This is a genomic window from Halocatena marina (genome assembly GCF_023276375.1).
Lineage (GTDB): Archaea > Halobacteriota > Halobacteria > Halobacteriales > Haloarculaceae > Halocatena > Halocatena marina.
In genome coordinates this window covers 119919-146150 of the sequence record NZ_JALLPK010000001.1, presented here as the reverse complement: position 1 = coordinate 146150, position 26232 = coordinate 119919, and the positions used below count along the sequence as shown (strand labels likewise).

At 54.3% G+C, this 26232-nt stretch carries 25 protein-coding genes and 2 tRNA genes; 14 read left to right on the top strand and 13 right to left on the bottom strand.

Features of this window, described 5'->3' with window-relative positions:
• The first annotated feature begins 149 nt into the window (after positions 1 to 149).
• Entirely contained in the window at positions 150 to 1133 is a 984-nt protein-coding gene (locus tag MW898_RS00770; protein WP_248903684.1) for an H-type lectin domain-containing protein, read from the top strand.
• Positions 1134 to 1291: 158 nt separating this feature from the next.
• The gene (locus MW898_RS00765; protein ID WP_248903682.1) at positions 1292 to 1585 is read left to right on the top strand and encodes a hypothetical protein; all 294 of its coding nucleotides are present in this window, start codon (positions 1292 to 1294) and stop codon (positions 1583 to 1585) included.
• A gap of 250 nt (positions 1586 to 1835) precedes the next feature.
• Here the strand turns inward: MW898_RS00765 and MW898_RS00760 are convergent, their stop codons facing one another.
• Positions 1836 to 2246, bottom strand: coding sequence for a DUF7548 family protein (locus tag MW898_RS00760; RefSeq protein WP_248903680.1), 411 nt, complete (start codon positions 2244 to 2246; stop codon positions 1836 to 1838).
• A gap of 81 nt (positions 2247 to 2327) precedes the next feature.
• Between MW898_RS00760 and MW898_RS00755 the strand changes: the two genes are divergently transcribed.
• Positions 2328 to 2786, top strand: coding sequence for a DUF5798 family protein (locus MW898_RS00755; protein ID WP_248903672.1), 459 nt, complete (start codon positions 2328 to 2330; stop codon positions 2784 to 2786).
• Between the two features lie 8 nt (positions 2787 to 2794).
• Here MW898_RS00755 and MW898_RS00750 read toward each other — a convergent pair whose 3' ends face one another.
• On the bottom strand, positions 2795 to 3208 hold the full coding sequence (locus tag MW898_RS00750) for a CoA-binding protein (protein ID WP_248903671.1): 414 nt from the start codon (positions 3206 to 3208) through the stop codon (positions 2795 to 2797).
• Positions 3209 to 3263: 55 nt separating this feature from the next.
• Positions 3264 to 4127: a geranylgeranylglycerol-phosphate geranylgeranyltransferase gene (locus MW898_RS00745; RefSeq protein WP_248903670.1), complete on the bottom strand. Its 864-nt coding sequence runs from the start codon at positions 4125 to 4127 to the stop codon at positions 3264 to 3266.
• A gap of 81 nt (positions 4128 to 4208) precedes the next feature.
• Between MW898_RS00745 and MW898_RS00740 the strand changes: the two genes are divergently transcribed.
• From MW898_RS00740 to MW898_RS00730, 3 genes are all read left to right on the top strand, one after another.
• A tRNA-Arg gene (locus MW898_RS00740) sits at positions 4209 to 4283 on the top strand.
• Between the two features lie 251 nt (positions 4284 to 4534).
• A complete protein-coding gene (locus MW898_RS00735) occupies positions 4535 to 5503 on the top strand; it encodes a BadF/BadG/BcrA/BcrD ATPase family protein (RefSeq protein ID WP_248903669.1) in 969 nt (322 codons plus the stop codon).
• Between the two features lie 284 nt (positions 5504 to 5787).
• Complete coding sequence (locus MW898_RS00730) at positions 5788 to 6384, top strand: AsnC family transcriptional regulator (protein ID WP_248903668.1); 597 nt, start codon at positions 5788 to 5790, stop codon at positions 6382 to 6384.
• Positions 6385 to 6415: 31 nt separating this feature from the next.
• On the opposite strand, the gene udk is transcribed toward MW898_RS00730, so the two are convergent.
• Positions 6416 to 7093, bottom strand: coding sequence for a uridine kinase (gene udk / locus MW898_RS00725; protein WP_248903667.1), 678 nt, complete (start codon positions 7091 to 7093; stop codon positions 6416 to 6418).
• A 233-nt stretch (positions 7094 to 7326) separates the two neighbouring features.
• Here udk and MW898_RS00720 point away from each other — a divergent pair, with 233 nt between their 5' ends.
• The gene (locus MW898_RS00720) at positions 7327 to 9411 is read left to right on the top strand and encodes a S9 family peptidase (protein WP_248903666.1); all 2085 of its coding nucleotides are present in this window, start codon (positions 7327 to 7329) and stop codon (positions 9409 to 9411) included.
• 224 nt (positions 9412 to 9635) lie between these two features.
• Complete coding sequence (locus tag MW898_RS00715; RefSeq protein WP_248903665.1) at positions 9636 to 10403, top strand: hypothetical protein; 768 nt, start codon at positions 9636 to 9638, stop codon at positions 10401 to 10403.
• 326 nt (positions 10404 to 10729) lie between these two features.
• Here MW898_RS00715 and MW898_RS00710 read toward each other — a convergent pair whose 3' ends face one another.
• Positions 10730 to 11062 carry a hypothetical protein gene (locus tag MW898_RS00710; protein WP_248903664.1) on the bottom strand — a complete coding sequence of 111 codons (333 nt, stop codon included), beginning with the start codon at positions 11060 to 11062 and terminating at the stop codon, positions 10730 to 10732.
• Positions 11063 to 11233: 171 nt separating this feature from the next.
• Here MW898_RS00710 and guaB point away from each other — a divergent pair, with 171 nt between their 5' ends.
• On the top strand, positions 11234 to 12721 hold the full coding sequence (gene guaB / locus MW898_RS00705) for an IMP dehydrogenase (protein WP_248903663.1): 1488 nt from the start codon (positions 11234 to 11236) through the stop codon (positions 12719 to 12721).
• Positions 12722 to 12893: 172 nt separating this feature from the next.
• Here the strand turns inward: guaB and MW898_RS00700 are convergent.
• Positions 12894 to 12967 (bottom strand) — tRNA-Lys (locus tag MW898_RS00700).
• Positions 12968 to 13245: 278 nt separating this feature from the next.
• Between MW898_RS00700 and MW898_RS00695 the strand changes: the two genes are divergently transcribed.
• Positions 13246 to 14694, top strand: a complete 1449-nt coding sequence (locus MW898_RS00695; RefSeq protein ID WP_248903659.1) for a DHH family phosphoesterase — start codon at positions 13246 to 13248, stop codon at positions 14692 to 14694.
• Between the two features lie 107 nt (positions 14695 to 14801).
• On the opposite strand, the gene MW898_RS00690 is transcribed toward MW898_RS00695, so the two are convergent.
• Positions 14802 to 15101, bottom strand: a complete 300-nt coding sequence (locus MW898_RS00690) for a PRC-barrel domain-containing protein (protein ID WP_248903658.1) — start codon at positions 15099 to 15101, stop codon at positions 14802 to 14804.
• Between the two features lie 71 nt (positions 15102 to 15172).
• Positions 15173 to 15943: a helix-turn-helix transcriptional regulator gene (locus tag MW898_RS00685; protein WP_248903656.1), complete on the bottom strand. Its 771-nt coding sequence runs from the start codon at positions 15941 to 15943 to the stop codon at positions 15173 to 15175.
• A gap of 145 nt (positions 15944 to 16088) precedes the next feature.
• Between MW898_RS00685 and MW898_RS00680 the strand changes: the two genes are divergently transcribed.
• Positions 16089 to 16277, top strand: coding sequence for a hypothetical protein (locus MW898_RS00680; protein WP_248903654.1), 189 nt, complete (start codon positions 16089 to 16091; stop codon positions 16275 to 16277).
• A 228-nt stretch (positions 16278 to 16505) separates the two neighbouring features.
• On the top strand, positions 16506 to 17483 hold the full coding sequence (locus tag MW898_RS00675; protein ID WP_248903652.1) for a DUF3592 domain-containing protein: 978 nt from the start codon (positions 16506 to 16508) through the stop codon (positions 17481 to 17483).
• 263 nt (positions 17484 to 17746) lie between these two features.
• On the opposite strand, the gene MW898_RS00670 is transcribed toward MW898_RS00675, so the two are convergent.
• Entirely contained in the window at positions 17747 to 17986 is a 240-nt protein-coding gene (locus MW898_RS00670; protein ID WP_248903650.1) for a DUF5816 domain-containing protein, read from the bottom strand.
• A 1187-nt stretch (positions 17987 to 19173) separates the two neighbouring features.
• Here MW898_RS00670 and pan2 point away from each other — a divergent pair.
• Positions 19174 to 20394 carry a proteasome-activating nucleotidase Pan2 gene (gene pan2 / locus MW898_RS00665; RefSeq protein WP_248903648.1) on the top strand — a complete coding sequence of 407 codons (1221 nt, stop codon included), beginning with the start codon at positions 19174 to 19176 and terminating at the stop codon, positions 20392 to 20394.
• Between the two features lie 102 nt (positions 20395 to 20496).
• On the opposite strand, the gene MW898_RS00660 is transcribed toward pan2, so the two are convergent.
• A complete protein-coding gene (locus MW898_RS00660) occupies positions 20497 to 22749 on the bottom strand; it encodes an NADP-dependent malic enzyme (protein WP_248903646.1) in 2253 nt (750 codons plus the stop codon).
• Positions 22750 to 22893: 144 nt separating this feature from the next.
• Here MW898_RS00660 and MW898_RS00655 point away from each other — a divergent pair, with 144 nt between their 5' ends.
• Positions 22894 to 23832: a COX15/CtaA family protein gene (locus MW898_RS00655; RefSeq protein WP_248903644.1), complete on the top strand. Its 939-nt coding sequence runs from the start codon at positions 22894 to 22896 to the stop codon at positions 23830 to 23832.
• A gap of 103 nt (positions 23833 to 23935) precedes the next feature.
• On the opposite strand, the gene MW898_RS00650 is transcribed toward MW898_RS00655, so the two are convergent.
• The 3 genes from MW898_RS00650 to MW898_RS00640 form a co-directional block, all read right to left on the bottom strand.
• On the bottom strand, positions 23936 to 25399 hold the full coding sequence (locus MW898_RS00650) for a replication factor C large subunit (protein WP_248903636.1): 1464 nt from the start codon (positions 25397 to 25399) through the stop codon (positions 23936 to 23938).
• 147 nt (positions 25400 to 25546) lie between these two features.
• A complete protein-coding gene (locus tag MW898_RS00645; RefSeq protein WP_248903634.1) occupies positions 25547 to 25918 on the bottom strand; it encodes a PIN domain-containing protein in 372 nt (123 codons plus the stop codon).
• A gap of 5 nt (positions 25919 to 25923) precedes the next feature.
• Positions 25924 to 26154: an AbrB/MazE/SpoVT family DNA-binding domain-containing protein gene (locus MW898_RS00640; protein ID WP_248903632.1), complete on the bottom strand. Its 231-nt coding sequence runs from the start codon at positions 26152 to 26154 to the stop codon at positions 25924 to 25926.
• Positions 26155 to 26232: the final 78 nt, after the last annotated feature.

Sequence of the window (26232 nt, the reverse complement as noted above, 5' to 3'; positions counted from 1 at the left end):
TCGACCGCACTCATTGGAATCTACGTATAATCATCAATAGAATCGTGCATTATTACACTGTTTAACACAAATATCAATTAATGATAAAACCCGCAGTGTACCATGAAATGAACATCTTTAAATCACACCTACTCATATGATATTTCGCTATGGTCCGAGACAAGTCTCGTCGCCGATTTTTGCAATTGGCGGCTGCTGGTGCAACATCAGCCGGAGTTAGTCGTATCGCAACTACCCGAGGGCGGGCACTGCCTGCCGTCGGTGGTCCCTCGGTCATCGGCCAAACTGGCCGAATCGTCGCTGGTCAGAGCGATCCCGACCGCTGGGCCCGTGTCTCATTCGATATCCCGTTTGCACTCACCCCCGTCGTTATCATGAACCCCGTCACCGCAAACGAGGCGGCACCCGTCGATGTCCACATCCGGAAGGTTACCCGGAACGGCTTTGAGTTCCGCCTCGAAGAGTGGGATTACCAAGACGGCGAGCACGCCGCCGAAGAACTACACTTCCTTGCGATGGCACGCGGTGTCCACGAACTCGTCGGCGCACTCCTCAACGCCGAAGCTGGCTTCGTCGCCGCTAACACCACTGCACAGAGCGTCTCCTTCACGCAGTCGTTCTCCCAGCGCCCCACCGTCTTTGCACAGGCACAGACGCATAACGGCCGCCGCGGCGATGCCGCCGGCAAGGGCGATTCCATCACCACCCGCGTCGACGTCGCGGGCACCAACCAGTTCACCGTCAAACTCCAAGAACAGGAGCGCTACCAACAGTTCCACCGCTCGGAAACGGTTGGCTACATCGCGCTCGAACCCGGTGAGGGCATCCTCGATCCGCCGCTTGGCAAGCTCGATTCGATCCTCGGCGGCTTCGAAGTCGACGCCACCACCCAGACCGTCACGCACGACGATTACCCACTCGAGTTCGCAAACGACTACGACTCACCCATCTGCCTCGCCGACATGCAGACACTCGCCGGGCACAACACCGCCACCACCCGCGTGAGCGATATCGACGGAACTGGTGCAACCGTCGCTGTCGAGGAAGAACAGAGTGCTGACACCGAAGTCGAACACGTCCCCGAAGCCATCGGCTACGCCGTCTTCGAAGACGACGCCCTCCTCTACGTCTGAAGCGGACTTCATTCGATTCTTAGCCTGTTTTTGCTAAGTATCGCATTACACTTTTTCTGCTATTCTACTATTTTATTATTTTACACAATTGAATACCTATGTATCGAGAAGTGGAAACGTTTGTGTACGATGATTCGTATGGACTATCTGTACTACACATGGCTAACCGAAACAACACGCAAACTGTCGATCGAGTTACCGATCTTCGGGTCAATGATCGCATTCACGTTCGCTCGGTGGAAACAGGCAGAGAGGATTCGTTTATTGTTGCAAGTTTCGAGCTCGATATGGTCAACGGCCGTCCGGAAGTCAGTGCACAACTCCGTACGCCTCACAATGAACAGGGATCAATCATCGTGTTCGATACACCCGACAGCATCTGTTTGAGTCCAACAGATGCACCACAGCGACAAGAGATTGAAGCAGAAGTCATCTTGTACGATACACGATAACAGTACGAGGCAGAGACAGAGCACCGGTAAGCCAGTGATGCCCGCACTAAACACGATTGAGCCAGATCGAAGAACGCCCGGAGCAGAATACTCAGGACAGGTCAGATCAGATCAGATCAGATCAAATCAGATCAAATCAAATGAACCCCATTGAGCACTGCTCGTCCGACAGCTCAGCTAATCATATGTGCTTCGTACCGCTGACATCTCGTCCTGTACAGTTCATTTCGAGGTAATATACTACATTGTGCTACAGCACGCCGAGCACGTAAGCGTACCACGCTGCACTCAACGGTATGATGAAAGAGTTGAGAACGAGCACAAAGCGGTGGTACTCAAACACAGCAACGGTCGGGAACGAGAGCACGAGACTGGCCGGGACAGTTGCGGCCCAGATAGCAGTGAAGCCGAAAATAAAGACACCGAATACAAGAGCCACACCGGCAACGAGTGCCGGGTCAGATCGATCTTGTCTCCCAGCGGCAAAAATAATGATACAAACGAGTGTAAATAGCCCACCGAGCAGCGGGTTAAGCGGTCCGGCTCCGTAGTAGGCACCGACCGAGCGGGCATTGATGAGGAAGTATGGTAGTACGAGAACAGAGATGAAAGCGATGGAAGCAACGATACCGACAGTAGGGGCAAGGCGCACGTCGTCCATACCAGACGACCGAGTGCCAGCGGCTTAGTTCTCGTGAAATCCCACCACAAGGTACACAACCCTCCGGCCCTCGGTTCATGTATGGGACTTGGTGGAACTGCAAAAAAGCTCCAGAAGGTCGCTAACATGGCTGAGGACCTGTATGCAAGGCTGAACGACCTCCGAGAGCAACTCATGGGACTCCGCGAAACCGTCGAGCGGACGAATACGGAAGTCGATCAGCTCCGGTACGAACACGAAGTCACACGCGCGCTCCTCGAACGAGTGGCAGAACAACAAGGGATCGACGTGGACGAAGTTATCGAAAACGTTGACACGAATGCACCCGATCAGGCCACCCCAGGACAGGGACAACACGGTCAAGGGTACGACCAAGGGCAGGGACAAGGATACGACCAAGGGCAGGGCCAAGGATACGATCAAGGGCAGGGCCAAGGATATGACCAAGGGCAGGGCCAAGGATACGATCAAGGTCGTAGACAAGGACAAGGTACTGCTCAGGGACCATCTTCGTCTGATCGAAGGCCGCAAAACGGGTGAGTGGTGAGTTAGACCAGCCGCTTGTGTTCCACTTTCATGCAGCGATCTTGAACGAACTCTCGTTCGGACGATTCAATACGCTGGCCAGCTTCGTCGTCTCGGATACCGAGCTGGAGCCAGACGGCACGCACGTCCTCCCGTTCAAGAACATCATCGACGATGTCAGCGACTTCTTCGCTCGGTCGGAATACGTTGACGACATCGATCTCGGTATCGACATCGCCGAGTGAATCGTGGGCTGTTCGTCCGAGGATCTCGTCTGCGTACGGATTGACGGGAATAACCGTGTATCCGTTCTCATCCATATATTTCGGGATTTCGTGTGCGTCTTTACCAGGTGTCGACGAACAGCCGACGACAGCGATGGTGTCGTGATCGAGAATCGTGCGAAGGATATCGTCGCCCGATGGCTGTGTGGCCATACAGCTACTACCACTGAAACGGGTAAAAGCCTGCTCCCGATACGCGCGTTAATGATTATAGAGATAGTGGAACTGCTCGACCGGCGACGAACGCTGCTGCCGCGAGGAACATCCCGTATTTAATGTGGGACTGGGCGGCTGTCGGATCACGAAAGCTCTCGACGGACGCGAGAAGGAGGATCACATCTGCCGGGATAACAACCACGAGATACGCGATACCGAATGTTCCGAGAAGGTAGGGGAGCGGACTTACGAGAACAGTAAGAATAGTACACGCGAGCGCGAGAGAAAGCGATGCTCGTTCACCGATAGCGATCGGTAACGTGTTGAGTCCCTCCTCTCGATCACCGACAATATCCTCGACATCTTTCACGATTTCGCGTGTGATCGTTGAAAGTGCAGCCAGCACTGCAAGTGTGCCAACCACGGCGAGATTACTGCTTGCCATCGCCAGATCGTTACCTGCCACTGCCGCACCACCAAACAGGAACGTACTGCCACCGAGGCAGGCGACGACGACGTTGCCGACGCCGGGAAGACCCTTGAACAGCTCAGTATAGGCGATGAGGGCAACGAGGTCGACCGCTGCAATGGCGATAGCGAGCGTCGGGAGCGTGAATGCCAGCACGATCGCGACGATGAAGCTTACGACGCTGAAGATAAGAGCCTCACGCGGCGTAACCGCACCACGAGGGATCGGTCGATCAGGAGCATTGATTCGATCGATCTCCCGATCGAAGTAGTCGTTGATCGTGTTCCCCGCCCCGGCTGCAAGAACGGTGGCTGCACCAGCCATCCCGGCCTGAAATGATTCGGTAGCGATACCACCAGCAACGTACGCGCCGATGAGTGTGAGTACTCCGGCGGCAATGGCATTCACGGGGCGAGTGAGTTCGACCAATCCACGCAGCCTGTCCATGCAAAGCGGTGCCGTGGCAATGAAATAAGCGGTGCGAAAGCGATGGACAGGTTTAAATTATTCCGACGAAAGTAACAGATAGGGCGCTTAGCTCAGCCTGGACAGAGTGCTTGGCTTCGGACCAAGTTGCCGGGGGTTCAAATCCCTCAGCGCCCGTTCGTTTTCTGAACAGTTCTGAATTGGAGCGATGCGGTCGTGTGGTTCACTGTATCCGACGTTCTCGAAGAGCCTTCTTCATCAATCGCTATGAGTCTGTGCGCTGCAAGTTGTGTTGTAGACACGTGATGGTGCAGACCATCCGGCGATCCATCGAGAATGTCGGGCAGTATTAATCACAACCACTACATCACCTGAATCCACAGAGGTGCACACAGGCTTTACCTCATCCGCCCACACGTATCTGATAGATGACTAACGACGTGGTTGTCGGCATCGACGGGGGTGGCACCCGGACGCGCGTTATCGTCGCTAATGTTGGTGGACGCGTGCTGGGAACTGCTGAACGGGGTGGCGCGAGTACCGAGTTCAACGACCCAGAAAAAGCGCGGCAGAATCTCCGCGAAGGAGTCAAGACTGCGCTCGCCGATGCTGAGCGAACACCGGGCGACGTAGCGGAACTCACAGCCGGTATCGGGGGACTCGCCACACCCCAGAGCTATACGGAAGCTGAACAGTTCCTCGCTATCGACGCGCTCGCCTGCGAGACGCGCGTGGTTAACGACGCAGTGGTAGCCCACATCGGGGCACTCCGTGACGATGCAGGTATCGTAGCCATTGGTGGCACCGGTTCTCTCGTCTTTGGAATCACGGCTGATGGTGATCAGGTCAGCAACTACGACTGTCTGCACTACGCCCGCGCCGGTGCACACAATCTTGGCGAACGAGCGCTCCACGCACTCCTCAGTGGCGAAGCTCCCACGGACTGGCGACTCGGGAATCGACTACTGGAGCGCTGGGACTGCGAGTCGGTAGTCACCCTCCAATCGGCCGTCCGCAAGGGAGACCGGTTCACCAACACGTTGTCTGGGAATCCACTCGATCGTGTGGCACCGTTGATCACAGGCGCAGCAGCAGACGGAGATCCCTTTGCACGAGCCATCTGCGATGACGCAATTGCAGAGGTTGTGACCGGTATCCGACTCGTCGGTGGGTTTCTTGAAACGCCTGTAGCCGTTGCTCCGGCAGGCAGCGTACTCCTGAGTGAGTACATGACCGCCGAACTTCGTCGACAGGTTACGGACACCGAAGGCTACCGGGCTGTGAAACCGGCGATGAGCCCTGTCGCAGGCGCGGCCTTCGACGCTATCGACCGAGCAACCGGCGTCGACGATGCGGTGGTAGAACGACTGACGGAGCACGCTATGGGGCACGCTTGATTCACGCCATCCATACAATTTCGTAACGACGGATTGGAAGCAGATTCGTGAACCGTCACGTGAGCAACCCCAATGCTTGGCGATTTTCTTCAGAATAGTCTGAGTCACGTGCCACAGCAACACGAAACCAACATATAAGAAAAATTGGTAAATTACCACCAGAACCACAGTTTCCAAAGTAGAGTACCACCTTGTCTTAGATAAATCATACACCACCCGTACAAACGTTTGAAATCAAAGAAACCAGCACAAGCGTTTTGCGTGCGTGAGACGTCTCATCGACCATGAGAACGCTCGATGAGACGGATTTCACTATTCTGCGCCTCCTCACTGAAAACGCTCGTCGACCGTACAGTGAGATCGCCGAACACGTCGATATGAGTTCACCGTCAGTCTCAGAACGCATCAGTCGACTTCAGGATCTTGGAGTTGTTCGGCGGTTCACGGTCGATCTCGATCGTTCAAAGTTGAGCGGTGGAGTTCCCGTTCTCGTGGATCTCTCAGTTCAGCCAGAGGCCGTCGAACGGGTTCGTGCGTCGCTTTCCGCAGCCGACAGCGTCGAACACGTCTTCACGACTGCCGAAGCACACATACTGTTTCAAGGACGAATACCGGACGGAACTGTTCGTACGTTTCTCACAGAAACAATTGAACTCGAGGACATCACGGAATACAACGTGATTCTCCTGACTGATGTAGACTGGACGCCACACACCGGCGGGACCGAACTTGCACTCACGTGTGCACAGTGTGGAAACACCGTTGACGAGGACGGAGAGACAGTGACTCTCGATGAAGAACGCTACTATCTCTGCTGTCCATCGTGCAAACAGCAGTTCGAACAACAGTACGAACGACTGCGCGCTGACGCAGTTGACTGAAATCAACGAAACCGAGCAAGAACTGTGAGTATCAGTGTTGGACGTTGGTTTCAGTTGCTTCGCTTTCAGTTCCATTCTCAGAGTCAGGTCCGTTTGCACGCGTCTCTGCGTGAACTTTCTTGATGAGAAGATCAACCGCGCTGCGGTTGAGTCCCTCGGGAATAATGATGTCTGCGTGTTTTTTGGACGGTTCGATGAACTGCTCGTGCATCGGTTTCACCGTCGTGAGATACTGATTCATGACGCCTTCGAGATCACGATCGCGTTCGATGACATCACGTTGAATTCGCCGAAGGATGCGCACGTCGGCGTCAGTTTGGACGTACACGCAGAGGTCGTACAGTTCACGTAGACGATCTTCGAACAGCGAGAGGATTCCTTCGACGATAATGATGTCTGTCGGTGCGACTACCACGCGCTCGTCTTTACGATTATGGACCGTGAAATCGTACTGCGGCATCTCAACAGCATCACCACCAAGGAGGATCTCGACGTGCTCAGTGAGTAGATCCCACTCGAATGCAGAGGGGTGGTCGTAGTTCACCTGTTCACGCTCATCCATCGGGAGATGTGTGAGATCACGATAGTAGTTGTCGAGTGGAATAATCGTCACAGCCTCGCCAACAGTATCGCCAACCTCACGCGCGACAGCGGTCTTTCCCGCGCCCGTCCCACCAGCGATTCCAATCACGAACGAGGGTTTAGCCATTGGACTACCTATCGACCCCCAGGCGATTTAACATTGATTTCTCACCTCGAATATGACCCTCATTGTACAACAATATTTCTTACAGAACCATATATAGATACACTTCCAAATTCACTATGCAAGATCAGCTATAGAGCACAACACCGATATCGAGTCTGAAACCGTCGTCCGCGTGTGAATTAGTATCAACACACCACAAACGTAATAGTAATTCTTTACACAGATTCGGTGTGATGAGCGAACTTGCGCTCGACGACCTCTACGACCTCACGGCCATAACAGATCTCGCGCTCTCCCCTGACGGTGAGCGTGTGGCGTTCGTTGCCGATGAATTCGATTCCCAAGCGGACAAACGGAGACATTCGCTGTTCGTCGCTCCCAGTGATGGACGGAAAGAGCCATATCGCCTGACGCGTGCTTCAGGCGCAAGTAGCCCGAAATGGAGCCCGGACGGAACGAAGCTCGGATTTCTCGCTGCTCGGGAGTGCGATACGGCCTTGCGCGTCGGAGTGTCCGACGAGAACGACGAAGAGGACGCAGACACTGCTGATGCAGATGATGAGCCAAAGACACAAGTCTGGATCTTCGACCTCGCGCGCGGCGGTGACGCACAGCAGGTGACCACTCGTGACGAAGGGGTTCGGGAGTTCGACTGGGAACCTGATGGTGAGCGACTCGTAATTAGTGCGCGTGATCCAACCGAAGACGAGCGCGAGACACTCGAACGGAGGCGGGACGACGGACCAATCGAGATCGAGCGTCTCCAGCACAAGGCAGACGGCGTCGGTTGGCTTGATAGTGTCCGAACGTATCTGTTCGTCGTTGATATCGAGACAGGCGATGAAACACGGATTGACACTGCCTACGGAGCAGGCACCTACGAACCGCTCATGGGACTCCAGCCCGCGTGGGGTCCCTCGGATCGGATTGCTTTTCTCTCGAATCGGACCGAGCAGCCCGATGACTCCGCAGTCTATGACGTATTCACAGTCGCTCCAGACGGAGGCGATCTGCGACAACTAACCGATTCGGATCTTCGAATCACCCAGCCATCCTGGAGTCCAGACGGTGAGCGACTCGCATTCGTCGGTGGACATCCGACGAACTGGTACCGGCCAACAGAAGTGTACATCACAGAGACCGACGGAGAGTACGAATCGATCACGGCTGGTCTCGACCGAACGGTCGCGTGGAACGGCAGCCCCGACTGGATCGACGACGAGACACTTCTCGCAGCAATCGGTGATGAAGCGAGATCACGACTGATCCGCTGTCACGTCAACGGAGATCCAGCCGAACGCATCTTCGAAGAGCAGAGCGAGTACAGCACGATCTCCACCTTCAGTGCAAGTTCCAGTGCGTCAGAGAGCGGTAGCGACATCGCTCTCGTCCGAACTGCACCTGATGCGACACGGAACGTATTCACCACGAACAGCGACTTCGACGAGTTGACTCCTGTTACCGATATGAACGCCGCGTTCGAAGACAGGGAACTACCCCAGTGTAAGCGCGTCCACTTCGAGAGCGGAACAGAAGATTCTCCGGAAACAGAAAACGGATCAATTGAAGGCCTCGCGTTCCTCCCCGCCACATTCGATCTCGATAATCCCGACACGCACCCCCTTGTCGTGAGCATCCACGGTGGGCCGATGTCGTACGATACGCCTGCGTTCAATTTCGGTCGGACGTATTGGACGAGTCAGGGGTACGTCGTCCTCTGTGTGAACTACCGTGGAAGCACCTCTTATGGTCGAGCGTTCTCCGAACAGCTACGCGGGACGCGCGGAGAGCTTGAGAGCGAAGACATCATCAACGGCGTCGAGCACCTCGTGGATCGAGGATGGGTCGATCCCGACCGACTGTTCGTTACGGGCTTTTCGTACGGTGGTATCACGACCGCCCACGTCGTTGCTCGCACTGACCAGTTCGCAGCCGCGGCACCCGAGCACGGCATCTACGATTTATACTCGATGTTCGGAACGGACGACAACCATCTCTGGGCCGAGGATGAGTTCGGTCTCCCGTGGGAGAACATCGATCAATACCGCGAATATTCGAGCATCACGCGCGTCGGTGAGATGAACACGCCACTGCTCATCACGGCCGGCGAGAACGACTGGCGCTGTCCACCGACGCAAGCCGAACAGCTCTATGTGAGCGTCAAAAAACGCGGCGTCCCTTCGAAGCTCGTCGTCTACCAGAACGAGCACCACAACGTAGATTCCCCCGAACGAGCCATCCATCGACTCCAAACCATCGAGCAGTGGTTTAACAAGCACGATCCGGATCACGAGACAGGAACAGAAACAGAACCCTGACCGCACCAGCAACTCAGCGTTTCACAGTTGCAGCGTGCCGCGTCGTCCACGACGTGAATCGGTGAAACGAACACGAGACTGTATCCGATTTCAATATCGAATATCAACCACGTTTTCCGAGTTCATTATTATCCATCTGCAAAATCTGTTATTTTATTGTATATGTTGATGATATCAGGAGCCATCCAGTAGAGTTATGTCCCATTCGGAAACGAAACACACTCGTGTGGTCGAATCTTCGCTCCGCGGATAGTCGGGTCTCCCGCAGAACGTTTCTCTCTGCGCTCGGTGCGGGTCTCATCAGTAGCACTGCTGGTTGTGTTCACCCGCTCCCGCCGCCACAAGGGGTACTCATCCAGAAGGGCATCTTCGGGGAACGCAACAACCGGAGAGTCCCCGTGCTCAAGATCAAGACCAACGAAACCACGATCGAAGACGGTGTCGTAAAAGATGTGCTTCCTCGGTCGGAAGAGCCGGCGAACACAACCATATCTGGACCCCTCAACGACCAATTGGAGCAGCGATACGACGATGTCTACTACTACATTCAGGTCCGAAAGCTGAATCCCCACGGTCCACTGGTCGAAACCAAGAACGGAAAACGTCCAAGACAGCCTGCGATCGGGGGCACTCCACGGTATCTCCTTTCTCGGGAATCATTCGGGAAGTTGATTGCAGGAGACCGAATCGAGTATACCCTTGATTTGTTCAATAGTGGAACGATCGCGGCCCTGACGCTGATAATAAGAGAGGGCACCATCAAAGAAAAGCGACGTGCATCGGATACGTCTGGAAAGAAACCGGCGTACCGAATCACGGTCAGTCACGGAGAGCGTCCAAACGGTGATCCGTCGACAATGACGTACTATGCAACGTCGGACGTCTACGAGAGTATACAAACTGGCACGAGGACCTATTTCGATATCATCTTCGAGAACCGAGTTCGGCCGACGATACGGAGCTTTTCGCCGGATCCGTACGGAAATCTATAGAGCCAAACATCCAGTGCAAGGAGTCATCTACTCTCAAACTACTCTGGTTGTGAATTCGGATACGGCACGTGACTTTTGTTTGTTCTTCGATTGATGTGATCGGTACGATCCGATTGCCCTGCTGACGTAGCGCACTCGATCGATCGCCAGATCATTACGGTAGTATCGCTCCTCCTCGTTTCGGGTCGAACGCAATTATCCACGGTATCCGAGCGTTCAGTGCCTGAACGTAGTGACCGATGTGCTCTACTCATGGATGGGCTGCCGACAGCTATCCAACAGATGGGTGCTGGAAGAAAAAAGAGTAATCGTCTGTTCGTAATGTGTTACAACCTTCGTCGCTGTTCGGGTGTTGAGCGAGCCCCAGAGTTTTCCACCGAATCCAGCATCACGACACCAACCGAATGCCACGCTTGTAGCATACTCTCGACATCGTCTGTGGTGAAATAATAACAGTAACCGATGCCAGTCAGAATCATGAGGACGAATGAATAGTACACCATAGCCGTGTAGATGCCGGTGGCGAAAAGAGCAAAGTAGATCCCGTTGATGAGAAAGAATCCACCGAGCACCTGCAGAGCCGTGTTGACGAGTTCTATCCACTCCTTCGGCTGTTCGGATTCTTGCCTCCGAGAGGTCGCTCCATCCAGCGATTCCATGTGCTCTCTTACACACACATACTCAAGTATGTTCGTCAGACAATCGGCATACGACTCCACTTCCCACGTCAGAAAACCCGTCTTTGGTCAGTTCGTGGCTGTGTTTGTCTCTCTTTGTTACGTCACCCCACCTTACACAATGCTTTTATCACGGGATCTGTGACCGCTAACATGGCGAAGGTTCCTCAGGATCAGTCCTTTCTGGAGAAGCTGCAAGTACCGGAAGCGTTGACGTTTGACGACGTTCTGTTGCGTCCGATGGAGAGTCACGTCGAGCCGGATGACGCCGACACGCAAACGCGCGTCTCGAAGAACGTCACGCTGTCCATTCCGATTCTGTCTGCAGCGATGGATACCGTCACCGGGAGTGAGATGGCGATTGAGATGGCTCGACAGGGCGGACTCGGTGTGCTCCATCGAAACATGCCCATCGAAGAAACGGTCCAAGCAATCGACCGGATCAAGCGTGCGGACGAGCTCATTATTCGAGACGTGGTAACTGCCACACCTGAGCAAACCGTTCACGAAGTCGATCAGATGATGGACTCCGAGGGCGTTAGTGGTGCCCCTGTTGTCGATGATGACGGTGTCGTCCTCGGTATTATCTCTGGAACGGACATCCGACCGTATCTCGAAGTCGGTGAACGGGATGAGGTACGGGAAGCGATGACTGACGAAGTCATCACGGCAAGCGACGGTGTCACCGCACGAGAGGCGCTCGAACTCATGTACGAGCACAAAATCGAACGCGTCCCGATCGTCGACGAAGCGGGAATACTCACTGGACTCGTCACGATGCAGGGAATTCTCCAACGACGCGAGTACGATGAGGCCGCTCGTGACGACGCAGACTATCTCCGTGTCGGTGTCGCCGTCGGTCCGTTCGAAGATGACCGCGCAGTCGCCGCTGACGATGCTGGTGTGGACGTGATCTTCATCGACTGTGCGCACGCACACAACCGCAATGTCATCGAGAGTGCCCGCGACATCAAATCGATGGTCGATGCCGACGTTGTTGTCGGTAACATCGGCACTGCGGATGCTGCTGAGACGCTCGTCGACTTTGCGGATGGGTTGAAAGTGGGGATCGGACCTGGCAGCATCTGTACGACCCGTGTTGTCAGCGGAGCCGGGATTCCACAGATCACCGCGATTGCCGATGTCGCCGATGTTGCCGCCGCTGCCGACGTTCCGGTTATCGCGGACGGCGGAATCCGCTACTCTGGCGATGCGATCAAAGCCATCGCCGCTGGCGCGGACGCTGTTATGCTCGGATCGTACTTCGCAGGGACGGATGAAGCACCTGGGCGTGTCGTGACCATGAACGGCAAGAAGTACAAGCAGTACCGTGGCATGGGAAGCGTCGGCGCGATGCAGTCCGGAAGCGGAGATCGGTACCTGAAAGAGGCGAGCGATGACGAGGAGTTCGTCCCAGAAGGCGTCGAGGCCGCGACACCCTACAAGGGAAGCCTCGAAAGTGAACTGTATCAGCTCGTCGGTGGGATGCAGTCCGGAATGGGCTACGTTGGAGCCGAATCCATTGATGAATTCAAAGCCCGCGCTGAGTTCGTGCGTGTCTCCTCCGCCGGACAGACCGAAGGCCATCCACACGACGTCGTCATCACCGACGAAGCACCAAATTACAAACCAAGAGAGTAATCCATCGAGCCAGTCAGCTTATAGGACTAAACGGTGTGGGACGATTAGGGGATAACGAGGGAGTACAATTTTCACACGGCTTTCAAAATGATGAATCGAAATCGAGGGGACGTATCACTGAAAGTACTCAAATCTGATTCGAAATAGGAATTGTTCAATTCGAAATGAGAAGCGGGCTGAGAGGGATTTGAACCCTCGGCCGTCTGGTTAAGAGCCAGATGCTCTGCCTGGCTGAGCTATCAGCCCTCACCAACTGGTTGCGACGGTTGACTGATATACGTTTCCTTTGCCGATCGGAGAGAACCGTTCACGAAGGACGATTGTGATAGTGTTTCACGACAGTTTGAAGTCAAGATGATTCGTGTATCTCAACTTGTTCTACAGACAACGAGAGTTCGCTCCATCATTCAAAGTATGTAGATGGACAGCAAGCACAGACATCCGTCTCGGCTAGCGACTTCCTCCGAGCATTGCCACTGGGAAGAGGAGAGTTTCAAGTATATCGGCACCACAGGTAGGGTAGCATGAGCACCGCCATTACGATGGCGTCGATGTCTACTTACGCGATTCTTGGCTGTGGGAGTGTCGGTCACGCCGTCGCGGAGGAACTCGAACGAGAGGACAAAGATGTCCTTATTCTCGATATGGACGAGGGACGCGTCGAAGCACTCCGGGATCAGGATCTCGACGCTCGAACGGCTGATATCCGCGATCAAGCGGTCGCCGAATCCATCGCCGACCGGGATGTCGTCCTCATCATGTCCTCCGATGTGGACGCGAATAAGGCAGCGGTGAAAAATCTCCGAGAACAGAGTGGGGACCGGTATATCGTCGTCCGCGCATCAGATCCAGTCTCCGCCGATGAGTTCACCGAGCTTGGCGCAGACGTTGTCATCAATCCGTCCTCTGTTATTGCTGATTCCGCACTTCGTGCACTCGAATCCGGGGAACTCGAATACAAGACTGAAAAGCTCGTCGACACCATCGACAGCACGAACACTCGAATGGCGATCGTAACTCATCGCCAACCAAATCCGGATGCCATCGCTGGTGCGGTCGCCTTACAGGCTATTGCATCAGATCGTGGTATCGAATCTGACGTGATCTACGATGGCGAGATGTCGCTTCAAGAAAATCGTGCGTTCGTGAACCTACTTGAGATCGATCTCGTCTCGCAAGCAGAGGTCGTTCTCGATAGCTACGATACGATCGCGCTCGTTAACCATGCACACGCCACTGATCCACTGGTGGATGGTGTCGTCGATATCTATATCGATCACGCCGAACCATCGTTCGAGATCGAGGCGTCGTTCTCCGACATCCGCTCTAATATCTCGTCCACTTCGACGATTCTGACGAAGTATCTACAGGTGCTCGATCTCACTGTCTCCGAAGAAGTCGCAACGGCACTCCTGTACGGTATTCGAGCGGAAACACTCGATTTCAAACGCGATACGACGCCAGCGGATCTCACCGCCGCGGCGTATCTCTATCCGTTTGCTGATCACGACACGCTGGAACAAGTCGAGGCACCGAGTATGAGTCCCGAGACGCTCGATGTACTCGCAGAAGCCATTCACAATCGAGAGGTGAAAGGCAGTCATCTCGTTACGAACGCTGGGTTTGTCCGCGACCGCGATGCACTCGGACAAGCCGCACAGCGCCTTCTCAACCTCGAAGGAATCACGACGAGCGCCGTCTTTGCTATCACCGAAGACGCGATTCAACTGGCCGCCCGGTCGAAGGATATCCGCATGAATATCGGTTCCGTCCTCGATGATGCCTTCGGAGACATGGGCGAGGCAGCAGGCCACTCGACAGACGCCAGCGCGACGATCCCACTTGGTATCTTTACTGGTATCGAAACGAGCGAAGAGAACCGCGATACGCTTCTCTCTCTCGTCGAAGAAGCAGTTCGAACCAAACTGTTCGAAGCACTTGGTGTCGAAACGAGCGACGGAAACGGATCGTAAAGACAGCAGAAATCGCTATTCTCCTCGTTCGAATTACTACTGGTACTTACGTGCGATAGGACGAAGAGATAATCGACGCTACCGACGGTCGATAGGACGACTGTGTCTTATTCTACAGTATCGTTGTTTCCATCGTCAGATTCTTTGAGTCGGTCGATAGTATCATTGACAATAACAATATCGCCAACAGACCGAACCCATCGGTAAGGAACGATGATACCTCGTCTATCAGCAACGTAGTCTCGAAATAATTCTTCGTTGATGTTTCCCAGCGCGAGTCCAGTTACTGCTTCTGTGTCGAGGTCTAGTTTGAGATCCTCGACTTGTCCGATGAACGTCCCGCTGGCCGAATATACATCGTGATCGATGAGGGCCGTAATCTCCCGTGATTTCGGCTCGGACTCCATACCTCCGCGTCGAGCGGGAGGGTCTTAACCGTTGGTGCCATTGTCGGCCCGGATACATTGGATAAACGCCATTATCCCAGCGTCTGCATCGATAATGCGTCGTTCCATTCATTTTCAAAATATGTATTTGCCCACGTGATGGCTTTGTGTGAGTCGTTGATGATGACTCCGCGAAGGCCTTCCGATCCATACACTCGAAGCTCAACGGCGGTATGGGAAGCTGATTCGACGATTGTCAGCCCAAACGATGTTTCCTCGGTAGCCTGTCTGAGCTCGATTTGTCCAGTACTGATCACTTCTGTTAGCGGATCGTAGTATTCGGTGACGAGTTGTTCGATAAGTGACGGAGAAACGATGATTGATACACTGGTTCCGTCCACAACCTGCTCGTAGTACAAATTGAGGTGTGGTGTCGAGATCGTCGATAGAACAGTTCGGACCTGGTCTGCCTCCGAGAGCAGCGCTGCGCTTCGATCGATGGGAACGCGCGCCGAATCTCGCGTCGTACGAAGAACCTCTGCATCTGCGAGAACTGCCGGCGCGATCTGTGCGTCTGACCCGAGTGCGCCGAGAAGGTCTGTAGACTTGTTGATTGTATCCATCGTTGTTGTAAACTGTTCGTACGATTTGAGCGCAAGTCGGCCGGTTAGTGTCGTCTGATAGTGATCATCAACCTGTTCGACATATCCCGTTTTTTCGAGTTTACAGACGGCTCGGTTAATCGTCGATGATGACAAACCAACTGCCGTCTGGAGTTCCTCCGTGTCTTTCGGCTCGGAATCGAGCTGTCGGAGGAGCGCTGCTCGATCGACGAGCAGCTGCGATGGATCTGATCCACTCATTGAACAGATGATCAGTACACAGAAATAAAAATAGCGCGGGGCGAAAATGGGGACACCCCATATAATTAGACGATAGATTTATATATGATTATCCAAGTTCGAACGGGGGTTTCAAGGAGTAAGGTGATATACGAGGGGCTGTTTGGTGAAAACGCCGGATGCCTCTGACAACCCGGCAGCTATCCCGATCGGTGGCGGTCTGCCCGAACCGCCACGGATTTCGATAATAATAATAGATCGATGTGTCCCCACAGTAGCTACTGCATCGGCCCTCCTCGTGTTAGGACCTAACGTGCCCTCGTTCGATATCGCCGCGTGCGATCAGGAGTCGTGAGTCAGAGTAGCCTCAGCATGGGCATCCCGCGCCTTCGGCGCGGGTGGGAGCGTGCTCGCTCGACGATACTGCTGATCTGTATGGCCAGCGAAGTGAAAACAGACAACACACAAACCCATTGTCCAACTTCGAATGACATCTGGTTAATAATATATATCTTCAATATTAGCTCTGAAATTGATAGATCCTGCCGATTTATTTTCCTCTACCATAATACGTGTCATAGAGATGCAATTCTCCGTTGGTGAGACACCCATTGAAGTCAATCGGGGGACTGTCGTGATGGTACTCTTTGGACTCGCACTTTTCACGCTCGGAGGGTACGACTACGTCCAGCAGTCGGCGGCGATTGACGACGCAGTTTCCGTAGAGGCAACTATCGTTGAGTCCTCCATTGTACAACCAGAGGACAGCAGCGAATACGAGGTTCGCGTTGCGTATCGCTACTACTATCAGGGAACTGAGTACAAGAGCAACAAATTATTTCCTAGTGATATCAGTCAATTGTATGAGTCAAGATCGAAGGCGGAGTCCGTAATCGCATCATACGAACCTGACACAACGGTCACTGCGTATGTCGATCCTGCTGCCCCCAACGAGGCGTTCTTAGAGCGGCAAACGACACAAGATCCGCTTATATTCATGCTGATTGGCGCGTTTGCAATACTCTGGATAGCGCTCGATGCCGTCGGTGCGCAAAATCCTGGTCAGGGTACGAAGCTGCGACCCAAAAGCGAATACGAATCAACACGGTATCAAACACTGTTTGGCATTGACCGTGACACAATCAACAGCACTAGTAAGAGGTCAATCGTAGCGGCGCTGATTGCCCTGGAGGTGTCGATAGTCGCAGTGGTGTTTCTCGCGTTCTCGGCAGATTCGCCTGGCACTCCCTCATCACCAAGGGCGGTTGAACTGTTGGATCCGATCGGGTTACTACTCATTACAGCGTTGATTGCGATTCTCCTAGTGATCGCATCGTTATTGCTCTATAGTCTCTGGTCGTTCACCGAGTATCGGCGGCTCCGTGAGCGAATATCGGAACCGCACCCACCAAGTCCGTTCAAACACCCCACACGGCTCGTTACGATACTCACTACAAATGATGATCTTGACGATTATGGAAGACGGGTCAAGAAAACCGGTTTCACGTTCGTATTGGCACTCTTCTTCATCGGAGCGCTCCTGAATGAACTTGTGTTCTGAAGGACAGTAATCCGCTGAGACAGTCTCCGACAGCGTGGGACTGAGTGAGGTCAGACCGACGACACTGAGGACTTCGATTCATGAGAGAACCGGGGCTCGGCAGACAGGATACGAACAACATGAGGGGTATGGATGTAGCTGCGTGAGCATATTCCCTACTATCAAAATGAATTAATTCTATAATATTCTATCCCGCAAACTTACTCACGAAGTACGTCCACTCATCGATGGCTTGCGTACCGAGAATGTCGAACGAAGAGGATTCACTCGTGTGCAGCGTCCCACACATCTGCTTTATTGATATTATTGCAGTTATTGCACTGAATACGGCCCATCGAATCGACAGCAGTGTCAAATGTATCACAATTCGAGCAGAAAAAGCCCCACTGTCTGTCCCCACGTTCGGTGTGATAGACGATATAGAAAGGTCCCTTTGACCCGTTCTCACCCGTCGTGGAATCGATGTACAGCGTTTCACCCGTTGGATGTGTCCGCGCTTCCATACCCGGTCATCGGTGCCACGAAATACATATGCTACGACATCTCGCTTGACAGCAAACCGCAGAGTGTCTTCGGACAGCCAGAGACAGGAATTATAGCGGTAGCGTGTTGATTCCTTTGCTGGTGGTCCTGTTTCGAGCTCGTCTGTTACGAAAAGCCACACGTACCCGTGAAGAGTAGAGACCGAGAACTCACCGGAACGACAGCACACATGACAACCCCATATCAGTCTTCTCTCAGCCGGCATATCCAGTCATCGAACGCTAACAGACCGGGATGACACTCAATAGATAAATAGTAGCAACAGTGGTAGTAAAGCGTTGGAGAGCGGGTGAGACGGCGTTGAGATCGTATACAACGAAGCGTTGCTTTCAATTATACTGAAGATACACCCCGGCAGTTGCCAGCCTAGCGCCCTTTGCCTTCGCCGTCAATATCATCTGCGTCGGCTGAGGTGTACCCGACACGACAGCCGACATCACCGCCGCCACCGGAACCCATGCGTGCTGTCTACACCAGACGGTTCACGCATGCGTTCATAGCGCCGATATGAATCGGGGGCCATCATCCGGCAAACGGCGGAACATCCACTCAAACACGGACGAACGGACAGAACACTCCGGTCACAACACTGGAATTCTGATAGCGTGCGCCGCATCCTCGCGTGTCGGAGTGTTCTGTCCGACGTCTGTCGACAGATGTTTGTCAAGTTGGATCTTACTGATGGTGGTAGAACGTGTACTGACTGATTCATTTCGAAGCAACCGAGTCATCACTAACAGTGAGAGAGCCAACACGACAGAATCACAGTCCGAATACGTGGTCGATAGAAGACATCCATTGGCTGTGTTATCCACACAAAGTCCCATTGATACAAGAACCACAGTGTGAAATCGCTCTCACAATAGCAATAATATATTAATAAATTGTTACTTCGGTCGAGCGAGCGAGATGACTGAGTGTGTTTTCATCGAAACGAGGGCCATATCGACATATATCCATACACGGATTCGTATTGTCCCCATATAAGATTGATCTGATATTCTGTTAGATAGAGTCCACTCTTCCAAGTAACGATATTTCGACGTTGTTCCATATATCAGAATAGTCTAATGACTTTCGATAGGTGGTATATGTCTGACGCAACCCAAAGTCACTTTTAGCTTAGTGCCATAGGTAGGGTAACTCTATGTCCCGTAGTCCTTCGTTGCCGGACCGGCCCCAGTTGGAGTTGGATCCGGAAATGTCGCCCGCTGAGCGACTTGATGCGCTGCAGCGACATTACGGACGAATTCTTGAAGTCAATGAACAGCTCACCGATCAGCTCGAAACAACGCAATCACAGCAAGGCGCACTGCGTGATGATGTCGATCAACTCCAGCGAGAAAACGAGACGCTGAAAACTTCTGCTCAGTATATTGCGACCGTCGAGGAAATTATCGACGATCAGGTTGTCATCAAGCAACACGGAAACAACCAGGAGGTGTTGACAGAGCTCTCACCACGGCTTCAAGAACAGATTGAAGCCGGTGACCGCGTTTCGATCAGCGACTCATTTACCGTCCAGTCGGTTCTTAGCAACGAAACTGATGCACGCGCACAGGCAATGCAAGTTGACCAGCGGCCGACGGTCTCCTACGGTGACATCGGCGGACTCGACGATAAGATCGTTGAAGTGCGCGAGACAGTCGAAGAGCCGCTGCTCAATCCCGAGCAGTTCGATGCTGTTGGTATCGATCCGCCGTCGGGCGTGTTGCTCTACGGACCCCCGGGGACAGGGAAGACGATGCTTGCAAAGGCGGTTGCCAACCAGACCGACGCGACGTTCATCAAAATGGCTGGCTCGGAACTCGTCCAGAAATTCATCGGAGAGGGTGCACGTCTCGTGCGTGACCTCTTTGAACTGGCCGAAGAGCGCGAGCCTGCCGTTATTTTCATCGACGAGATCGACGCGATCGCCTCGAAGCGGACGGATTCGAAAACGTCGGGCGATGCCGAAGTCCAGCGTACTATGATGCAGTTGCTCTCCGAGATGGACGGCTTCGACGGACGGGGACAGATCAGCATCATCGCGGCCACCAACCGATTCGACATGCTCGACCGCGCTATCCTCCGACCCGGACGGTTCGATCGTCTTATCGAGATACCAACGCCCGATCAGGAAGGTCGAGAGCGCATCATCGAAATCCACGCTTCAGAGATGGATATCAACGAATCGGTCGAGTACAGCGAGCTCGCAACGATGACAGAGGGCTTCAGTGGTGCCGAATTGGCGAGTTTCGTCACCGAGGCCGGGATGTTTGCAATCCGTGAAGAACGCACGACTGTCCGCGATGAGGACTTCGAGGCCGCCTACGAGAAACTAGAGGACGACGAAGAGACGACAGTAACGACCGCTGCGTTCTACTGAGAACGCTGGGTCTGTGGCGACAACACAATGTTTTGATCGGGACTCTTCTACTGATTCTGCGTGAGCGCGGTCTACTTCCGAATCTGATACGCCACCTGTTCGTTATGTATCCTGCGCATCGACAGCAGCGACGCCAGCGAGGTTGACGATATCGGCGACTTCGTCACCGCGCTGGAGGACGTGCACAGGTTTGTCCATACCGACGAGCATCGGACCGATCGCGTCGGCTCCACCCAGTCGCTGGAGGAGTTTGTATCCGATGTTACCTGCCTCAAGGTTCGGGAACACGAGGACGTTCGCTGGTCCATCGAGTTCAGAGAAACCGTACGTCCCCTCAAGTATTTCCTCGACGACTGCCGTGTCGGCCTGCATCTCCCCATCAACGGGGAAATCGACCGACGGATTCGTCTGTAGTTGCTTGGCTGCCAATCGTGGCTTGCGGGTGCCTTCGGTCCGTACACTCCCGAAGTCCGAATACGACAGGAACGCGACGCGTGGCGAGACGTTGAATCGGCGCGCTAGATTCGCCGTGTGCTGGGCGATCTCTGCCAAGACATCTTCATCCGGGTCCTGATTCACCGTTGCATCGGCGCAGAACACCACGCGATTTTGGAACGTCAGCATGTACACGCCTGCAGCGTATTCTGCGTCGGGAGCAGTTCCGATTACCTGCAGCGGCGGGCGCAGCGCCGACGGATAGTGGTGGGTCAACCCCGTCAACAGCGCATCCGCATCACCCATCTCGACCATGACGCTTCCGAGGTGATTTCCATCCGTGATCAGATCGTTCGCCTCTCGTTGTGTGATTCCTTTGCGCTTTCGCAGTTCATAGAGTCGATCGGCGTACGGTTCGAGCGACTCTTCGCCCGGATCGACGATCTCGGGGGTGAAATCGAGCCCAAGCGAAAGGGCAGTTTCGCTGATGTGCCCACGATCGCCGATAAGGACAGGCTCGGCGATTTCCTGCTCTTCGAGCTGGTAAGCCGCCCGAATCATCTTATCGTCATCACCCTCAGCAAGGACGATCCGTTGGGTGTCGGATTTGGCCTTGTTGAGAACGATCCGCATCATCTCGTGTGATTTGCCGAGACGGGCTTCGAGCTGCTCGCGGTACGGCTCAATTTCCAGTGAATTTCGGCTGACGCCACTTTCGATTGCCGCTTTTGCGACAGCCGACGACACTTCGAAGAGAACGCGCGAATCGATCGGCTTCGGGATAATATACTCCGGTCCAAACTGGAGTGGTTGATCGCCGTAGGCTTTGAGAACGGCGTCCGGTACGTCTTTGCGAGCGAGTTCCGCCAGTGCCTCGGCTGCGGCGACCATCATCGGTTCGTTGATATCTGTCGCGCGCGCGTCCAGTGCTCCGCGGAAGATGAACGGGAATCCAAGCACGTTGTTCACCTGATTCGGATAATCCGAGCGCCCTGTCGCCATGATCACGGTGTCCTCGCGCGCTTCTTTTGCCGCGTCGTAGTCGATTTCGGGATCCGGATTCGCCATTGCGAAGACGATTGGATCACTCGCCATCGAGCGGACCATCTCTTGTGAGACAATTCCGCCCGCCGACAAGCCAACGAACACGTCCGAATCGGCCATCGCATCGCTCAGTGTTCCGTCTTGGATGTCTCTGGCGAACTGTTGTTTGAATTTGTTGATTTCACCGTTATCGACGCGTGATTCCGTGATGATCCCTGAGGAATCACACATCGTAATATTCTCTTTTCGTGCACCGAGTGAAACGTAAAAGCGCGCTGTCGCGATAGCGCTCGCACCCGCTCCCGAGAAAACAATATCGAGATCCTGCAGGTCTTTGCCGACCACATCGGCAGCGTTGAGCAGCGCAGCGCCAGAGATAATCGCAGTTCCGTGCTGGTCGTCGTGGAACACCGGAATGTCCATCCGCTCGCGCAGTCGTGATTCGATTTCGAAACAGGCAGGAGCTGCGATGTCTTCGAGGTTGATTCCGCCGAACGTCGGCTCCATCGCTGCAACTGCATCGACGAACGCATCGACATCGGTTTCGTCAAGTTCGATGTCAAAGACATCGATATCCGCAAATCGCTTGAACAACACGCCTTTGCCTTCCATCACCGGTTTGGAAGCCTGCGCACCAATATCACCCAGCCCCAGTACCGCGCTTCCGTTTGAGACTACACCGACGAGATTCCCCTTCGCCGTGTACTGGTAGGCTTTTGTTGGATCGTCGTCGATCGCGAGACACGGGGCCGCAACCCCTGGTGAGTACGCGAGACTCAGATCACGCTGGGTGTTCGTCGGCTTAGTCGTCGAAATCGCTAGCTTCCCTGGTGGCTCCTCTCGATGATACGCTAATGAGTCCTCATCCAGTCCCATGATGGCCTTCTGAGGAGGAACCCTAAATAACTACTCCGAATATATTGCGATCGGCCCTTAACCAGTCCGTCTCTTGAGAGATGTGTGCTATCAGGCTCCGTCGAGAGGGTGGGATTCAAATGAACGGGATACAGAGTTTCGTGTATGAGGTTCCGATTTCGCCAGCTCATGCTAGCCACGACAGGCCTAACGTTCGTGCTCATGCTGCTCGGTATCTACACCGCCGCGTTCGGTGCCGGGTTAACATGCGGGGCGCGGTGGCCGTTCTGTGATGGATGGCTCGGATTGTTTCCTGCGACAATTCCGAGTTTCATCGAGTGGTTCCACCGCCTCGTCGCCATGGTCACCGGCTTTGTCATCATCGGGACGGCGTATGCCGCGTGGACGCGCGCTGATGACCGCCGAATCGCGTGGATAGTCACGCTTGCAGTGCTGCTGTTGCCCCTTCAGATTGGCCTCGGCGCTGTGACGGTAACACTCAGTGGACTGTTGTCGTGGGGCTACACACCGAGCGTTCAGATCCTTCACTACACAGTTGCACTCACTATCCTCACGCTGTTGACCGTTGGCACAGCACTTTCACTCACTCCAACAAACGCCGAGTCAGCCACACGACTATCACGACGCCTTCTCCGGCGACTGACTGCAACGGTCCTCATCCTCGTCCCAATTCAGTACCTGTTCAGCTACGGCACGCTGTTCGTCTACTCTGCCGAAATTCAAATTGTCTACTACGCACTCACACTGGCGATCTACGCAGTACTCGTTTCGATCGCCGTCTGGACAACAGAATACGAGGGCATATCTGTGGCTCCATCGTCGTCATCGACATCCTCGTCCTCGTCTTCCACTGGATCGGTGTCGTCATCGTTCACCCGTCTCCGGTGGTTGTCTACGCTTGGTTCTGGTGTGCTTGCCGTCCAGATGCTTCTCGGCCGCCAGCTGTGGGGGACGGTCATTCCGCCACTCATCACGGATGGACTCAGCATCGTGCTGTTCGTCATAGCCCTCGTTACTGTGTGGATCGTCTTCCGTGACGGTGGATCGACACCGGCTAGCGCACAGACGCAAAGATCCGATTAGAGTAACGTTCGGGTTCTTTTCCGCCCTTGCTCATTCATTCGCGGTTGCGGTTCTGTGATCGAGAAACGTCACAAAAAAGACACTGCCAGGACGAGACGGTGAACTACAGAAAATCACTCAGTCCTGATTGTTGATCGTCGGCCGCCTCGGAACCATCTCCGGTCGGTTCCTCCTCGGGAGCCGCCGACTCTCCGTCGTTCTGGGTTTCGGATTCATCGTCTGTATCGGCATCCGAACCGTTGTCTGAACTGATCTCGATTTCGTTACCGGCGCCCTCAGTTTCGACACGTTTCTCGCTCGGTTCCGAACGCAGTTGTTCTGCGTCCGCAACGATTGATTGGACCTTGTTCGTATCCTCACCGCTTCCAGTGACGAATGCGACGTGTTCGGCATCGAGATCATATCGGGCGGCCACAGCGACGGTCAGCTCGCGGTTCTTGCAGTGGTGTGTGATCACCGAGAGATAGGGAAGAATTTGCCTGCGCGCTGTCGCCATGCTTGTCCCGCTCGATTCAGCGATTTGTTGCGCGATGTAGTCGCGTTTTGTCCGGGTGCTTTTCGATCGTCCGAGCTTTGACCAGTAGCTCGGTGGGCCATAGCGCGTCCATCCTCCTTTCGGCTCTTGACGTGCGGCGGCGACGCCAGCAGTCATGTTGTCACTCGCATACCGCCAGTACGTGTAGTTCTGCGTTGCACGCACTCGTCCGAGCCAGCGATCAGCAGCCGCGAGATACTCGTAGGCGTCTGCGAGTTCTTCCCCGTCGTAATCTTTCGGTACGTTGTCTTCGATCCAACTGATGGCGTCATCAGGTGTTTCGTCGACATCGTACGAGAATTCGAGCGCACCACGTGCGTCTTGCTCTTTGAAAACGGCATCAAGGAGCTGAAAAATCCCCTCGGTCCGATCTCGTTCGCCCGTCACCACGTCAGCGGTGTCGAGTCGGTCGGTCTGTTCAGCAATTGCTTGCAGATCGTTCACCGCTCCTCGAAGATCTCCGCTGTTGGTCTCGGCGATTGTTTTCAACGCGTCCTCGTCGTATTCGATGCTCTCCTTTCGACAGATATCCCGGAGTACGGGGACGATCGAACGCGCGGAAACGTCCCGGAACTCGATATCTCGACAGGCATTCCGGAGCGCGTTCGACATCTCGTAGTACTCGTTTGCAATGAGGACCATGGGCTGTCGCGTTTCCTTTGCGAGCCGGGTAACAACGCGTGCGCCGCCCCTGTCCGCAGTACCGTGGATGTTGTCCGCTTCGTCCAGGATGACGAGCTGACGGCCCGTCCCCGACAGCGACTGATTCATCGCTGCCCCACCAGCGAACCGTTCGATGGCGTCCGCGGTGCGCTGATCGCTCGCGTTGAGTTCGATTGTCGACCACTCCATATCATTTGCGAGCGCGTGTGCAGCAGATGTCTTCCCAACACCGGGACTCCCATGCAAAATGATCGATTCTTGGTGATTCTCCCACGACTCCGCCCACTCGCGTAGTGCATCGCGCGCTTTGTTGTTTCCCCGAACCTCCGCCAGCGTCGATGGGCGGTACTTCTCTGTCCAGTCAGTCATCGTTCCACCGGTCACAGTCGTGCTGCTCCCATACTCCAGCCCATTCGACGTGCATGTTTCGTACACATCTCTCGGGCAGTTTCAAACTTAACAGTGCGGTTGTTCACGGCACAGCAGCGCGCAGAGTAGAACAGTAGAGCACAATGCTCAATGGTCGATCTCTTTCAAATCGAGTCGGGGCGCGAAGTCTTCGTACGTCTCGTCACTCGATACGACGGTATCGCCGTTGGATTCGACGAGATGGAGCGCGTCGAAGGGCGTGAATCCGTGATCTTCGACGTAACTCGCCGCCGCGACTACCGTATCCACATCACCCCGAACCTCGACAAGGTTCGCAGCGTTGGCAATGACATGCTCGGTGTCGCGCTCCTCTCGGTACGCGACGAGGAGGAGTTCGATAAGCGCGAACTGCGACGTCCAGAGCGAGTCACGGTGTTCGCGGTACACGGTCTCGGCTGCGTCACCGAGCCAATCCTCATCCTTGATGAGTGCAAGCAGAAAGTCCGTCTCTGCGTACATCCAATTTAACTCCCAGCCTCGTCGATCGCTTCCCGTCGTGCTTCCTCACGGAGTTCGTGGGCCGTCTTCTCCACACCAGCAAATTCCTCGCGGAGCGCTGAGAGGGGATTGTCCGCGATTGGAACGAGCTTGACGCTATCGTGGAGTGTAACGATGTAGTAGTGTTCCCCGTAGCGCTCCCGAATCTCCTTTGGAAGCGTGAGTCGGCCACGGTTGTCGAGCGTTGCCTCGGACATAAACGAGAAGACGGTGGGTAGAGATAAAAAAGTTCCCTAACAAATCGATTATTCCCACAAAGAGTGTTGGCGTGAAAT

Excerpts from the sequence above, each read along its gene's own strand:
- MW898_RS00770 (WP_248903684.1), top strand. The coding sequence starts at position 150 with ATGGTCCGAGACAAGTCTCGTCGCCGATTTTTGCAATTGGCGGCTGCT.
- MW898_RS00765 (WP_248903682.1), top strand. The coding sequence starts at position 1,292 with ATGGCTAACCGAAACAACACGCAAACTGTCGATCGAGTTACCGATCTT.
- MW898_RS00760 (WP_248903680.1), bottom strand. The coding sequence starts at position 2,246 with ATGGACGACGTGCGCCTTGCCCCTACTGTCGGTATCGTTGCTTCCATC.
- MW898_RS00755 (WP_248903672.1), top strand. The coding sequence starts at position 2,328 with ATGGGACTTGGTGGAACTGCAAAAAAGCTCCAGAAGGTCGCTAACATG.
- MW898_RS00750 (WP_248903671.1), bottom strand. The coding sequence starts at position 3,208 with ATGGCCACACAGCCATCGGGCGACGATATCCTTCGCACGATTCTCGAT.
- MW898_RS00745 (WP_248903670.1), bottom strand. The coding sequence starts at position 4,127 with ATGGACAGGCTGCGTGGATTGGTCGAACTCACTCGCCCCGTGAATGCC.
- MW898_RS00735 (WP_248903669.1), top strand. The coding sequence starts at position 4,535 with ATGACTAACGACGTGGTTGTCGGCATCGACGGGGGTGGCACCCGGACG.
- MW898_RS00730 (WP_248903668.1), top strand. The coding sequence starts at position 5,788 with ATGAGAACGCTCGATGAGACGGATTTCACTATTCTGCGCCTCCTCACT.
- udk (WP_248903667.1), bottom strand. The coding sequence starts at position 7,093 with ATGGCTAAACCCTCGTTCGTGATTGGAATCGCTGGTGGGACGGGCGCG.
- MW898_RS00720 (WP_248903666.1), top strand. The coding sequence starts at position 7,327 with ATGAGCGAACTTGCGCTCGACGACCTCTACGACCTCACGGCCATAACA.
- MW898_RS00710 (WP_248903664.1), bottom strand. The coding sequence starts at position 11,062 with ATGGAATCGCTGGATGGAGCGACCTCTCGGAGGCAAGAATCCGAACAG.
- guaB (WP_248903663.1), top strand. The coding sequence starts at position 11,234 with ATGGCGAAGGTTCCTCAGGATCAGTCCTTTCTGGAGAAGCTGCAAGTA.
- MW898_RS00695 (WP_248903659.1), top strand. The coding sequence starts at position 13,246 with ATGAGCACCGCCATTACGATGGCGTCGATGTCTACTTACGCGATTCTT.
- MW898_RS00690 (WP_248903658.1), bottom strand. The coding sequence starts at position 15,101 with ATGGAGTCCGAGCCGAAATCACGGGAGATTACGGCCCTCATCGATCAC.
- MW898_RS00685 (WP_248903656.1), bottom strand. The coding sequence starts at position 15,943 with ATGAGTGGATCAGATCCATCGCAGCTGCTCGTCGATCGAGCAGCGCTC.
- MW898_RS00675 (WP_248903652.1), top strand. The coding sequence starts at position 16,506 with ATGCAATTCTCCGTTGGTGAGACACCCATTGAAGTCAATCGGGGGACT.
- MW898_RS00670 (WP_248903650.1), bottom strand. The coding sequence starts at position 17,986 with ATGGAAGCGCGGACACATCCAACGGGTGAAACGCTGTACATCGATTCC.
- pan2 (WP_248903648.1), top strand. The coding sequence starts at position 19,174 with ATGTCCCGTAGTCCTTCGTTGCCGGACCGGCCCCAGTTGGAGTTGGAT.
- MW898_RS00660 (WP_248903646.1), bottom strand. The coding sequence starts at position 22,749 with ATGGGACTGGATGAGGACTCATTAGCGTATCATCGAGAGGAGCCACCA.
- MW898_RS00655 (WP_248903644.1), top strand. The coding sequence starts at position 22,894 with ATGAGGTTCCGATTTCGCCAGCTCATGCTAGCCACGACAGGCCTAACG.
- MW898_RS00650 (WP_248903636.1), bottom strand. The coding sequence starts at position 25,399 with ATGACTGACTGGACAGAGAAGTACCGCCCATCGACGCTGGCGGAGGTT.
- MW898_RS00645 (WP_248903634.1), bottom strand. The coding sequence starts at position 25,918 with ATGTACGCAGAGACGGACTTTCTGCTTGCACTCATCAAGGATGAGGAT.
- MW898_RS00640 (WP_248903632.1), bottom strand. The coding sequence starts at position 26,154 with ATGTCCGAGGCAACGCTCGACAACCGTGGCCGACTCACGCTTCCAAAG.